This is a genomic window from Paenibacillus sp. FSL P4-0176 (genome assembly GCF_037975265.1).
GTDB lineage: Bacteria > Bacillota > Bacilli > Paenibacillales > Paenibacillaceae > Paenibacillus > Paenibacillus amylolyticus.
The window spans coordinates 7,003,226-7,016,330 of sequence record NZ_CP150242.1; the positions used below are offsets into that span (position 1 = coordinate 7,003,226).

Annotated in this window: 10 protein-coding genes and 1 pseudogene; 4 read left to right on the forward strand and 7 right to left on the reverse strand. The window is 46.2% G+C overall.

Going from position 1 to position 13,105, the window contains the following annotated elements; translation table 11 throughout:
* The first annotated feature begins 76 nt into the window (after window positions 1–76).
* The 4 genes from MKY95_RS31965 (at window position 77) to MKY95_RS31980 (ending at window position 4,137) form a co-directional block, all read left to right on the forward strand.
* On the forward strand, window positions 77–1,291 hold the full coding sequence (locus tag MKY95_RS31965) for an MFS transporter (RefSeq protein WP_036612201.1): 1,215 nt from the start codon (window positions 77–79) through the stop codon (window positions 1,289–1,291).
* A 196-nt stretch (window positions 1,292–1,487) separates the two neighbouring features.
* Window positions 1,488–2,345, forward strand: a complete 858-nt coding sequence (locus MKY95_RS31970; RefSeq protein WP_036612203.1) for an aldo/keto reductase — start codon at window positions 1,488–1,490, stop codon at window positions 2,343–2,345.
* Between the two features lie 617 nt (window positions 2,346–2,962).
* Window positions 2,963–3,493, forward strand: a complete 531-nt coding sequence (locus tag MKY95_RS31975) for a hypothetical protein (protein ID WP_051447254.1) — start codon at window positions 2,963–2,965, stop codon at window positions 3,491–3,493.
* A gap of 26 nt (window positions 3,494–3,519) precedes the next feature.
* Window positions 3,520–4,137: a hypothetical protein gene (locus MKY95_RS31980; protein ID WP_036612205.1), complete on the forward strand. Its 618-nt coding sequence runs from the start codon at window positions 3,520–3,522 to the stop codon at window positions 4,135–4,137.
* A gap of 248 nt (window positions 4,138–4,385) precedes the next feature.
* Here the strand turns inward: MKY95_RS31980 and MKY95_RS31985 are convergent, their stop codons facing one another.
* The 7 genes and pseudogenes from MKY95_RS31985 to MKY95_RS32015 form a co-directional block, all read right to left on the reverse strand.
* Entirely contained in the window at window positions 4,386–4,574 is a 189-nt protein-coding gene (locus MKY95_RS31985; RefSeq protein ID WP_036612207.1) for a hypothetical protein, read from the reverse strand.
* A 317-nt stretch (window positions 4,575–4,891) separates the two neighbouring features.
* The gene (locus MKY95_RS31990) at window positions 4,892–5,206 is read right to left on the reverse strand and encodes a pectinesterase family protein (RefSeq protein ID WP_162158981.1); all 315 of its coding nucleotides are present in this window, start codon (window positions 5,204–5,206) and stop codon (window positions 4,892–4,894) included.
* A gap of 228 nt (window positions 5,207–5,434) precedes the next feature.
* A pseudogene (locus MKY95_RS31995) lies at window positions 5,435–6,652 on the reverse strand (IS3 family transposase).
* 152 nt (window positions 6,653–6,804) lie between these two features.
* The gene (locus tag MKY95_RS32000; RefSeq protein ID WP_339196070.1) at window positions 6,805–8,904 is read right to left on the reverse strand and encodes a glycosyl hydrolase family 18 protein; all 2,100 of its coding nucleotides are present in this window, start codon (window positions 8,902–8,904) and stop codon (window positions 6,805–6,807) included.
* 1 nt (window position 8,905) lies between these two features.
* The gene (locus MKY95_RS32005) at window positions 8,906–10,477 is read right to left on the reverse strand and encodes a glycosyl hydrolase family 18 protein (protein WP_339196072.1); all 1,572 of its coding nucleotides are present in this window, start codon (window positions 10,475–10,477) and stop codon (window positions 8,906–8,908) included.
* A 377-nt stretch (window positions 10,478–10,854) separates the two neighbouring features.
* A complete protein-coding gene (locus MKY95_RS32010) occupies window positions 10,855–11,919 on the reverse strand; it encodes a pectinesterase family protein (RefSeq protein WP_155985090.1) in 1,065 nt (354 codons plus the stop codon).
* Window positions 11,916–13,028 (reverse strand): glycoside hydrolase family 88 protein, encoded by a 1,113-nt coding sequence (locus MKY95_RS32015; RefSeq protein ID WP_339196075.1) that lies wholly within the window; start codon window positions 13,026–13,028, stop codon window positions 11,916–11,918. The genes MKY95_RS32010 and MKY95_RS32015 overlap by 4 nt, the downstream gene beginning before the upstream one ends.
* Window positions 13,029–13,105 lie beyond the last annotated feature (77 nt).

Genomic DNA, 13,105 nt, shown 5'->3' on the forward strand with positions numbered 1-13,105 from the left:
TATTCAATCTATACCGAATAACTCATAATAGCATTTGCCGGTACGTAAATCTACATTCTGGGGAGTTGAGCAAGAAATGTTACAAGATTCAAAACGCAGCACATGGGCATTGCTTGCGCTGGCCATTAGTGCATTCGCGATCGGTACCACAGAGTTTATCAGCGTTGGGCTACTGCCCCTCATTGCAGATGACCTGGGCATTTCCGTAACTACAGCGGGACTGACCGTTACTTTATATGCATTAGGCGTTACCTTTGGGGCTCCTGTTCTGACCTCACTGACGTCTACCATATCACGCAAAATGCTATTGCTTGCCATCATGATTGTCTTCATTGCGGGTAACACGATGGCTGCACTATCGACGGGCATCACCATGTTACTCATTGCACGAGTAGTATCCGCTCTGGCACACGGGGTGTTCATGTCCATTGGCTCCACGATTGCAGCCGATCTGGTGCCTGCCAACCGTAGGGCGAGTGCTATTGCCATCATGTTCTCCGGTCTTACCATTGCCACAGTAACCGGTGTACCTCTCGGTACACTCATCGGCCAACATTGGGGCTGGCGCGCTGCCTTTATCCTGATTGTTGTGGTTGGCATCATTGCAATGATCGGGAACCTGATACTCGTGCCATCCACGTTGAAGCGAGGAACACGGACGGCATTTCGGGATCAGCTGAAGCTGGTTACAGGTGGACGCTTGCTGCTTGCTTTTGCCATCACTGCTGTTGGGTACGGAGGAACATTTGTTGTCTTTACGTATCTGTCCCCGTTGCTGCATGATATTAGCGGTTATTCTGAGAAAACAGTAGCGTTCATCCTATTGTTGTACGGAATCGCCATCGCTGTTGGCAACATCATCGGTGGCAGAGCAGCCAACCGCAACCCGCTCAAGGCGCTCTTCTACATGTTCATCATTCAGACCATCATTCTCGGCGTGATGTACTTCACCGTCACGTTTAAGTTGGCAGCACTACTCACCATTATGGGTATGGGCCTGCTCGCCTTCATGAATGTGCCTGGTCTTCAGATGTACGTTGTAACCTTGGCTGAGCGTTATGCACCACAGGCCAAGGATGTAGCCTCAGCCTTTAACATCGCCGCATTTAATGCAGGGATCGCTATAGGTGCCTATCTGGGTGGAGTGATCAATGATTCCATCGGTTTGATTCACACGACATGGGTCGGAGCCTTGATGGTTCTCGTAGCTGTAATCCTGACAGCTTGGGCTAAAATGCTAGAAAGCAAGGATCAACATGCATCAGTCGAAATGGAGAAAGCCTCGTTCTAATTTCCATTCCGCCCATGGGTCTCACTCTTATATATATCAGTTCCAGCCTTCGAGGGGAACCGGTTTCATATGGTATTTTATTATACTATAATACGTTGAACCCAATTTGATCTACTATGATTTAATTTTGTATGATAAAACAACAAAAATTTAGCTTAATATGACTGGTTTTTACACACTTTAAGGAGGAAATCTCATGACAACTGCTCAAACCGCACAACATTTACAATCTACAGTAACTCTGCATAACGGTGTTTCTATGCCTTGGTTCGGACTTGGTGTATTTAAGGTAGAAGAAGGATCTGAACTGATTGAAGCCGTGAAAAATGCGATTAAACATGGATACCGCAGCATTGATACTGCTGCAATATACGGCAATGAAGCCGGTGTTGGTCAAGCGATTGCAGAAGCTTTGCAAGAAAACAACCTGAAACGCGAAGAACTGTTTGTTACATCTAAAGTATGGAATGCAGACCTCGGATATGAAGAGACACTTGCGGCTTTTGATACAACCTTGAACAAACTGGGACTGGAATACCTTGACCTGTATCTGATTCACTGGCCTAAGGCAGGCAAATACAAAGCAGCCTGGAAAGCAATCGAGGAACTGTACGCAGCCGGCCGTATTAAGGCGATTGGCGTAAGCAACTTCCAGATTCATCATCTCGAAGACTTGATGCAGGATGTCAAAGTGAAACCAATGATCAATCAGGTGGAATACCACCCTCGCCTGACTCAGGTTGAGCTTAAGGCTTTCTGTGAAAAACATGGTATCCAGCTTGAAGCTTGGTCGCCTCTGATGCAAGGTCAGCTGTTGGACAATCCAGTACTCACGGCTATTGCTTCAGCCAAAGGCAAATCGGTTGCACAAGTCATCCTGCGTTGGGATCTGCAAAATGGAGTCATTACCATTCCGAAGTCCACCAAGGAAAACCGGATTATCGAGAACTCCTCCATCTTCGACTTTGAACTTTCAAATGAAGAGATGGATCAGATCAGTGCTCTGAACGAAGATGTACGCGTTGGACCTGATCCGGACAACTTCGATTTCTAAATTGAATCGAATTGCTGTTATTCTGTGCTGATTTGCAGGTAAAATAAAACAGTGAAAAGCCTCCAGACTTCTCGTTACGTACGAGAGTTGGAGGTTTTTCACTGTTTTTTGTTTCTCAACAGATGACATTGTCACTTCTAAAATTCTGAAACCTCAATCTCTATAATCAATCAGCTTAACTTTCAATTTGATCCGCAACAAATTCATTCTCGCATTGTCAAATTTATAAGTGACATTGAATTCACACACATATGTGGTGGTAGACCGGCCAACAGATCCCCTGAGGTTCAATTTTTTCCAAAAAAAATAAATGTATACACCACCAAACCCAAGGCTATCTTGCTCGTGATAATCCGGAACTGGATCAAATTCATAATTGAAGTTGTATTCTTTTCCTTGCACTTTAACCGAAAGATGTTTTTGTTTGACTGCTAGTGTATTTAAAAGAGTAAAATAGCATCTACTTTTTCGTTTAGTTTAAAATTTTCAAAATTATTCCTTTTTTCCTAGTAGATCGCAACCTTTTGTTGAAGTATGACGTTAAGTATATGTGGAAGCATTTTCCAAACCACTCAGAAAACAAAAGCAAGAATAAAAAAACTATGAGGTGATAATGAATGAAGGTTAATTACGTAAAAAATGGTATTATCACATTAGCTCTCGCTGTACCACTTATGTTCAGTTTTAACCTTACAACAAGCGCAGAACTTACTAACTCCGGTAGTCCAGACGCAGGAATTAGCGTAAAGTCTCCAGATAACCTGAATGATACCTGGAAGACACCAATCAATGAAGGAATTATTGCTTGGAACGGTACTCCTACTCCAGTTACAATTGGATACTTGAGTTCATCAACCAACACAATTACAGCGGCTTCTTATCCAGATACCTGGTATGGCCTAAATTCACAGTGGTTTTCCCCAAAGTATAGATACACAATTCAATTAAACTCAAGAACAATTGTCAGAGACGCCACTAATTTCTCCAATTTTGTTAAAGGAGCGACCGTTCATGAATTTGGGCATTCCTTCTTCTTGAAAGATAACCCGAATACAACTAAGGCGTCTATTATGAAATATAGCAATGATTTTAACACAGTCACTACCCCTAGGCAGTATGATATTGACGATGTAAATACTGCTTACTAATTTAAAAGGATTGGGAGGAAGATAGCATGAAGAATTTTACATCTGTAGCTTCAGCATTTTGTATCACTGCAATGTTACTCGCCGGATGTGGAACAGCAGAGCCATCAAAAGAAGGATCCGCTGCAACAGAAACAGCAAAAAAAGAAGTGGTGCTGATGGATGCCTCTTTTCCAACTTACAACAACATTGATGAGTTGGCTAACCAGGCGGATTTAATTATTGAAGGAAAGATTTTAAAATCATCTTTTAAACTTATAAATATCGCAGAAGAACCTGCTGATCCTAATGATGAAAAATTAAACCCAGGTGGGGATATATCAGACAGCCCCGCTATTCCATATACGATCTATGATGTTGAAGTACAAAAAAACTATAAAGGGGAAGCAGCCGAAAAAGAAATCATTCAAGTCAAACAAGTAGGGGGAGAGGATCAAGAACATACATTTAAGGTAGAAGATTCTGAAGAACTCAAAACGAATGAAAACTACGTTATGTTCCTAGCGACGTTTGAAAATTCACCGGCATCACTGTTAAATCCAGTTCAAGGTTCATACACGGTAGAAGATGATGGTACGATTAAAGGGAATGAAAAAAACCAAATCAAAATTGAAATGAACAATTTGTTGAAGTTAGAACAACAGTAAATACTCGAAAGAAGGCACTGACTGGATTAATTTCAGCGCCTTCTTTTTATCCCTCTACTAGCCATTATTTTTCGAAAAACAATAATGGCGTATAGCGCTTGAACAACATTATAATCATCATGATCGGCAATAATGCGAACTTCCGGATTTTGCTCTTAATGAGTTTGGACGTACTGGTATACCTCCGCTACCGTTTCTAATGGATCTGGCGGAAGATACTTTCGCCACGCTTTAAAAATCTGTACGCCTTAAACATCAAATTTCCCCAATTTAACAAAACCATGATGTGAAAGATACACTTCTATAAATCTAACTTCCATTTTGGAATCATTATTATATGAATCGTTCTTGAATCCCCTCTCTAGAAATAGATCGGTAGTATAATCATTGCTCATTATGAAAAAGCCATCTTCGGCACTACTTTTAAGCAGTTCCACATTCAAATTCTCCCACAAAAATTTTTACGATTAATACAACTAGTGTTACCTGAGCGCCAATGTAAGACGTTATAACCTGTAACGCCTACATTAACGTTGAAGCAATCTAGGCCAGCGTCACCGAGTCTACTGTTACGCCTGTAGAACAATCGCGTTGGAGGCGTTACAGCGATAAGGCCCCTTGGCAAGTATCGTTCCAGTACCCCGTGTATCAGTTTTTGTTAATGTAAGCCCACAAAAAAGGCCATCCACCAAGTCCATAAGAGATTCGAAAGACAACCTTTCATTATAAATATCGCAAAGTAAATATACTTGGCTTAATGCCGATTAATCCCTCTCTCCCCAAAAGGCTGCCACCCGTCCTCACCAGACAAAATAAGCGGCAACGCATATTCGGCGGCTTCCTGTTCGCTCAGCACTTTTGCCCATGAAACTCTCGTTGTCGCTTTTCCCGCCCCAGGCCCGAAACTGTTATATTCCACATACTGAACGGTCTGCTCTGCATCTGTCTTGTTCCAGTTGTGCCATCCCTCCCGCTTCACATGAGCGCCGATCCAGCAGTTCACTTGTCCATCCGCATCCTCCGCTTCAGTCAGGCGATGCTTCGTAACGATCTCGTAGCCCTTAAACACCACCGTAGCCGAGCCAAGAATAAAATCGATATCACCTTCGATGTAACAGTCCTCGAAATACTACCGAAGTTTGCGCCGCACTGAACGAAGATGTATGCATTGGACCTGATCCGGACAACTTCGATTTTTAATGAATAGCCTTTTTGGAGCCTGCTTTGTTTGACATAGCATAACGAAAAACCACCGGACCAGGTGAAGTGACCCCGTAAAGTTAGACAGATTATAACGTTAAACAACTTGTTGGGCATTAGTCCGGTACCGTACCGGACTAATGCCTTTTAGTTTTGCCTTGATGCGTTTGTTGATGTAATAATCGATGTATTTGGATAGCTCTTGTTTAATATGTGAGATATTTTCAAATTTCTTTAAAAACAAGAACTCGGATTAATGATGCCAAAGAAGTTCTCCATGACGGCGTTATCGTAACAGTTACCTTGCCGGGACATACTTGCGTGATGCCAACTTCTTTAAGGGTATGACGATATGTTCTCATCTAGTAGTGCCAGCTTGGTCCGAATGAATAAGGAGTTTATCTTCATTTGTTAAACTGCAAAATGGTCGGTCTAACATCGTGGAAACAAGCGAGTAGACCGGTCTTGAACCATCGTATATGTAATGATTTCTACGTTATACAGATCAAGTATGGGAGATAAATATAGTTTTTCTCCGAACAATTTAAACTCTGTAATGTCCGTTAACCCACTTCTCGTTTGGCCTTTCAGCGCGGAAATTGCGTTCTAATAGGTTCGGTGCAATCTTGCCAATCGAATCTTTATACGAACGATATTTCTTCATATGTACCAAATACTTTAATCCCAATACTTTCATCAAACGCTGTACCTTTTTATGATTCACATGGTGTCCACGATTGATTAACTCATCGCGATTACGACGATAACCATAGCGTCCCTTATGCTCCTCATAAATCGCTTGTATCATGTCTTTTAGCTCTAATTCTTGTCTACCGTACCAAATGCTTTTACCACGTAATAATACGTGCTACGAGGGATATCTGCTAGTTGTAGAAGTGCTTTCACCGAAAATTCGTTCCTTAGTTCATAGACTACTTGCGCTTTGTCTTATTTGGTGAGTTTTCCTTGTTTCGAACTAAGGCATTCAACTTTTTTTTAAATAAGCATTCTCCATTTTCAAACGCTCTACCTCTGCTTGTAAAGCCTCTACAGATCCTTCTGTGCTTTATATCCTTTTTTCATGGATGGGCGCCCCTTTTTCTTTGGTTGAAGGGCGTCTAGTTTAATCTGTGTAGGATATGATGTATAGCCCTTTATAAAAAGCTTTTTCCCTATGATGCTCATATTGTCTAATCCAGTTTAAAAAGACAGAATCGTGAAGCCCGCTCGATTTTGCAATGCTTTTCAAGCTTTCTGATCCCTTTTCATAACGCATAACGGCTTGTATTTTTTCATCTGAACTGAATTTAGTCATAAAAAAACTGCACCTCCAATTGGTAGTTGTGTCTAACAATTGGGGTGCAGTTCAACCAGAAACCGGTGTTTTTTCGTTATGTTCTCTTCCCTATAACCAAGCCTCGCTAACACTGCACGTTTCAATTCAAAATGTTGTAATCCATTTTTTAACTATTGAACCTGCCACAATGCAGGGACATTGGATGGTTCCCACCCAGACAAGGATGTGTGGGATTGCAAACATTTATACGTCTTACCGCTATAGGTGACCAGCTGTCCTACAGTATAGGCTGTATTCGCCTGCCAGGCGGAAACGCCCGGATTTGTCGTTCCTGCTGTTGTTTTCACAGTCACCGCATTGCTCGCAGCAGAACCATTCCCCGCCGCATCCTTTGCTTTTACCGTAAATGTATACGAGGTATCCGCTGCAAGCCCGCTGATCGTTGCTGTCGTTCCGGTCACGGATGTCGCCAGAGCCGCTCCATTGTACACATCATAACCCGTTACACCCACGTTATCCGTGGATGCCGCCCAGCTCAGCGTTATACTGGATGTTGTTTGCGCGGTTGATGCGAGGTTCGTTGGCGCAGTTGGCGCCTGCGTATCTCCACCCGGCTGAGCTGTCGTGCTTACAGTTACAGCATTACTGGCTGCAGACAGATTACCTGCCGCATCCTTTGCTTTTACCGTAAAGCTATAGGATGTACCCGCTGACAGTCCGCTGATTGTTGCGGTCGTCCCGTTGACGGAGGTCACAAGATTGGCACCATTGTAGACGTTATAACCGGTAACACCCACATTATCTGTTGAAGCATTCCAAGCTAGCGTAACCGAGTTGGCCGTCACGCCTGTCGAACGGGCATTACCGGGTACGCTTGGCGCCGTCGTATCTGCTGGAGGCACTGTACCTCCGGTAGGCAGATCGGCTTTCAGTTTATTTTGAAGTGTTTTGTTAAGGTCACCGCTAAGTTCCCAGAACATCGCTCCGCCGAGTCCTTTGCTTTTGATATAAGCCGTTTTATATCCAATAGACTCCGCATCGTCATAACTAATAAATCGCTTATTGGTCGCATTATAGAGATATGGCACCTTGGCCGTGTCATTCCAGTAACGCGTGTACCCGTTTTTGTTAATGTAGTTGGTCTCCAGATCATAAAAATCAAAGGAGCCTGCTTCCCATGTTCCAACGGAAGAACCTCCCGCACAGGTCTGATACTGGCCATTTCCCGTCTGTGCGCATCCATCCCAGCCGCGGCCATAGAACGGAACACCAAGCACAAGTTTAGCGGCTGGTACGCCTGCATTCAAATGCCCTTGTGCTCCAGCAGCCACATTAAATGTATTGGCATCCGGCACCCCAGCAGCCGAAGCCGCAGGGTCATAGTTCAACGGCGCGTTATGCGCGCTGACTTTTTGCCAGGCCCCGTTAAAATCGTATGTCATAATATTAATCCAGTCGACGATGGCAGCTATATTGGCAAGCTCAGTATTCGCAGCATAGGTCGTCGATGCACCGCTTGCAATCGTAAGCAGATACTTCTTGCCGTCCACAGCTCCGGCAGCATCCAGCTTCTCACGGATTTTGCTCAGAAGCAGCGTGTAATTTTGCTTATCCTCAGGACGTTTGCTGTTACCATCAAGTCCGCCTGATACCGGGTACTCCCAGTCCAGATCTACCCCGTCAAAATTGTATTTCCGCAGGAAGTCGACGGCAGAGTTTGCAAATACCTCTCGCGTTGCAGCAGTCGCAGCTACATCAGAGAAGCGGTTGGACCATGTCCATCCTCCCACGGAGATGATTGTCTTAAGATTAGGATTGATCTGTTTCAGCTTGTTAAGCTGATTGATATTGCCTGCAATGGGCTGATCCCACGTATCCCCTGCAAATGTCTTTCCGGTATCGATCCATGGATCGCCAAGCACAATCGTTCCATTCGGTACATTGATTGTCTGGCTCTTCTCATTCTGACACGTCCAGGTCACCGGGTTAGGGCCCGAAGGGTCCGGATTTCCATGAATACCGTTCCAGCAAATATCGGCAAACGCATAGTTGATATGCGTGACTTTGGTTGGGTCGATGTCCGTTACATTATAGTTTCTCCCATACGCAGCCCAGGACGGGTAGTAACCAACAATTTTATAAGAATCTGCAGCTGCTCCCGTAGCGGGTTGGAGCACAAAAGAAGGAATAATGACGGATAAGAGCAGGGATAGACCCAGGAGAAACTTTGCGGTTTTCTTGAAAGCAGTGTGTTTATTTAAATGTATCATCTTAATACACAACCTCCTTTGTCGTTTGCGTACTCAGCCCGTTCAGGAACGGACGATTTGCGCTCGAAAACTGGTTATTCGTATATGCATCCCAGTTGATTGACCAGGTCATAATCCCTTTTATCCCCGCATAGCCCGCAGGCTGGAGCAAGGTATAGGAACCGCCGTATGACACACCTTTGATTAGGTAATTCAGTGCCTTTTGCAGCTCGGCTGGCGTTGTATAACCACCTCCAGCAGCCTGCTGGGAAGCCGGTACACCGATGGCAATCTGATCCGGTCGTAAGGGACTAAAGAAAGGGCCTGTGCTACCGCCTACATGAAAGCCTTGAAGCAGCATCTCCGCCATGGCCACATGGAAATCAGCTGTTCCTTGGGCGTAAGAGCGTCCATCCAGCCCTACCATGGAGCCCGTGTTATAGTGCTGTACATGAAGCAGGGTCAGGTCATTACGCAAGGCATGGATGACTGGCAAGTATGCTCCCCAAGGACCGCCGTAGCTCAGATATCCACCCTGTACATAGGCCGTCTCCGGCGCAGCCGTCAGGATGAAATTGGCGCCGAAGTGTGACTTAACCGCTTTCACGCCTTGGATGAGGTTAACAATTTTCGGTGTAGTTGGACTACGGAAATCGGTATCCCCTGCATTCAGAGACAGGGAACTTCCTTCCAGATCGATATCTAGACCATTGAAACCATACGTGGAAATGATTGATTTTAACGAATCTTCGAACTGCTGTCTCTTGGTCGCATCGGTGAGCTCAATGGTACCGTTGGCTCCACCCATGGAAAGCAGTACTTTTTTCCCTTGGCTTTGAAGGTAGGCAATATCGGATTTGAATTCGGCTACCGTTGCATTGTATGGAGTAAAAGCAAGCGTTCCGCTGCCATGTGAAATCGGTTCGGCAAAGGAGACATTAATGACGTCATAGGCTGTTGATACGTTACGAAGTCTGATATTGGTTGAACCATTGTCGAAGTTATGCCAGTAGCCGATCAGCCATTTGCCGCCGGTTGGCCCAGGATTGGAAGATCCATTGGAAGTTGTCACACTGAGGGAGGTGCTCGCAGCGGATATATTGCCTGCGGCATCTTTGGCTTTTACCGTAAAAGCATAAGTCGTGCTAGCTGTCAGTCCAGTGACTACAGCTGTTGTAGTTGAAGTACTTGTCACAAGAACGCCGTTCCGGTACACCTCATACCCCGCCACGCCCACATTATCCGTGGATGCATTCCAGGAAAGACTCACGGAGGTGTTCGTGATGGAGGATGAAGTCAGACCCGCAGGAACAGAAGGTGGTGCCGTATCTGGCGTCGGCGTTTCCCCTCCCGAACCTTCCCCGACGTATTTCCACAACGCGGGCACAACAGAGGGCTCCCATCCGGTCAACGCCGTGTGGGCCTGAATACACTCATAATCTTTATTTTGATATGTTACGAGGTCTCCTTTCTTGTATGCGGTGCCTGCCTGCCATTGGGCGGCGGCATCGGCTCTCGGTGCAAACCACGAAATAAGTAGAAGAAATGTCAAAGCAAATGTAATGACCGGGCGGAATCGAACAGCTTGATTCAAGCAAAATCCCTCCTGTACTAAGGATACGTTCACCTTGCAAACAAAAGCTTTAATAGTCCACCTGCATCTGATCTGTGATCGATTAGAGCCAGCCTCATTCAGCCATCTGATTTTGCGTGTCACTTCACTCCCTTCCCTTACCAAAATGGACCTTCCCTCTCGTGTTCTTTTTTTTGCAGGCACCATCCAAATTTTACAGGGAATTTACAGATCCTCACCCTGTATTTAATCAGTAAACTGCAAAAGAGATAAGGGATAAAATAGTTCTATTGGGGGCGAAAAATGTAATATAGCGCACAAAAAAGGTTTTCTTTCAACTCCTTAGGAGACTTGAAAGAAAACCTGTGTTAGATATTGCGCAGAGAAGAGGGCGTATCTTACTGCCGCTGCTCCCCTCTCCCTTCCAAAGGCTGCCACTCATCCACGCCGGACAGAATCAGAGGTATAGTGTACTCGGCCGCTTCCTGTTCGGTCAGTATTTTGGCCCAAGGCACACGATCAGCAGCACATCCGGCACCAGGCCCTGCGCTGTTGTATTCCGCATACTGAACGGTCTGCTCTGCATCTGTCTTGTTCCAGTTGTGCCATCCCTCCCGCTTCACATGAGCACCGATCCAGCAGTTCAGAAAACAGACTTTGGCATGATGACGCCACGGTCTGCCCAGATACACCGACTGCGGCGGAGCATTGCTGGTCAGATCACAGTCCAGAAACACATAGCCGTAACGCACATCCTCCGGCGTAGAGGCTGCGGTAATCCAACCGTTCACTTGTCCATCCGCAGCCTCCGCTTCAGTCAGGTGATTCTTCGTAAAGATCTCGCAGCCCTTAAACACCACCGTAGCCGAACCGAAAATAAAATCGATATCACCTTCGATGTAACAGTCCTCGAAATACTGCCGCAGTTTGCGCCGCTCGGCACCATCGCGTGGCCCGCCAAAATAACTGCGATCCATGGGCTGCTCCGGCAGCGGGCCGGTGAAGATCGTATCCTGGTGACCGATCAAACGACAGCGGCGAAAGGCAGCCCGGTCTCCATCCACATAAACGGCCAGCGCCTGACCAACCTGCTTGCCCGGCCCGGCAGCATTTACGAAGGTAATTCCCTCTGCCGTGAAATCATCAGCACCAATGAAAGCCGTATAGGAATGAAACGTATGATATGGCGACCCGTCCGGGAACTTCTTGAGTGCATGATCATCATACGTAATGATCGTCTGCTCCGCCCCCTCACCAATCAAGTGGATGCCCGGCTTCTCCATATGCAGCTTCTCATGATAGACACCAGCCTTCACTCGAATTGGAACGGTTCCGATGCCATTCTCCGGCAGCGCATCAACTGCGGCCTGAATCGTCACATAATCCCCTGTCCCATCTGAAGCAACAGTCAGACAGGGAGCTGATGGTTCCAATGCTGTATTTGGCAATCTCTGCTGCATCATGGCAGTCGCTCCATTTCCAGTGCTGCCAGCAGAAGCGGAGCCACACCCATAAAGGAATCGCTTACAACCGCTTCGGTTACATAGTAGTTGTACGAGCCATCCCGATCCAGGCTTAGTCCTGCGCCATGACAGATCCCGTTTAACCGAACGCCGTCAGCCGTCTCCTCCACCAATCGGGAGGAGAGCCCCTGCCATCCCTTCTCCGCCGCAGCTCTGAAATGCGGCTCCAGATACCTTAGTCGCACACCCTTCGCAAGTGCATATACAAACATGCTTGACCCGGATGCTTCCAGATAGTTGCCTTTGCGGAAGCCCTGATCCAGCACCTGGAACCATAACCCGCTCTCCTGCTCCTGCACGCGTACCAGAGCATGACACATCCGTTCGAAGATGCCGATGATGGTTCCGCGCTTTGGATGATTCACGGGGAAATGCTCCACGCTGTCTACAATCGCCATGGCATACCAGCCCATCGCCCGGCTCCAGAAGTGTGGTGAGCACCCTGTCGATGAATCTGCCCAGACCTGCTCCTTCGATTCATCCCAGCCATGATAGAGCAGCCCGGTCCGCGGATCACGGGTCTGGCGCTCGATCAGCAGAATCTGATGTGCAACTTCATCCCATAACTCGGGACGATGAAATGTCTTCGCATACTCGGACAAAAAGGGAGAGGACATATACAGGCCGTCCAGCCACATCTGGAATGGATAGATTTTTTTGTGCCAGAAACCGCCCTCCGACGTGCGGGGTTGCCCTACGAGCTGTGCTGCCAAAAGATGCGCCGCTTCTGCGTAACGCTGATCTTCAGCACCATCCAGTAAAGCAAACAGGTTTTTCCCCTGATTAATCTGATCCAGATTATATTCTTCCAAAGTATAGGTGCCAATAGAGCCGTCCGGCTGGATATACAGGTCCATATGTTTTTTCATAAAATCAACAAACTCTTGCTTGCCATAATACTGCCCGGTTCGTGCCATCGCCATCAAGGTCATGCCTTCCACGTATGCCCATCGTCCCGACGGGAACGCATGATAACCGTCCCCGTCACATTGCTGGATGATCGTTGCTGCAATTCGCTCAGACCAGGATAACTGTGTCTGTACCTGCATAAGCAATTCCTCCTTGAATGTTGTACTCACCTAATACATGTATGATTAAAGGATAACCGCTTCACTCTTCATAGGTT

What these genes read in the sequence shown, in the direction of transcription:
- MKY95_RS31970 (WP_036612203.1), top strand. Translation starts at nt 1,488, where the DNA reads ATGACAACTGCTCAAACCGCACAACATTTACAATCTACAGTAACTCTG.
- MKY95_RS31975 (WP_051447254.1), top strand. Translation starts at nt 2,963, where the DNA reads ATGAAGGTTAATTACGTAAAAAATGGTATTATCACATTAGCTCTCGCT.
- MKY95_RS32015 (WP_339196075.1), bottom strand. Translation starts at nt 13,028, where the DNA reads ATGCAGGTACAGACACAGTTATCCTGGTCTGAGCGAATTGCAGCAACG.
- MKY95_RS32010 (WP_155985090.1), bottom strand. Translation starts at nt 11,919, where the DNA reads ATGATGCAGCAGAGATTGCCAAATACAGCATTGGAACCATCAGCTCCC.
- MKY95_RS31980 (WP_036612205.1), top strand. Translation starts at nt 3,520, where the DNA reads ATGAAGAATTTTACATCTGTAGCTTCAGCATTTTGTATCACTGCAATG.
- MKY95_RS32000 (WP_339196070.1), bottom strand. Translation starts at nt 8,904, where the DNA reads ATGATACATTTAAATAAACACACTGCTTTCAAGAAAACCGCAAAGTTT.
- MKY95_RS31965 (WP_036612201.1), top strand. Translation starts at nt 77, where the DNA reads ATGTTACAAGATTCAAAACGCAGCACATGGGCATTGCTTGCGCTGGCC.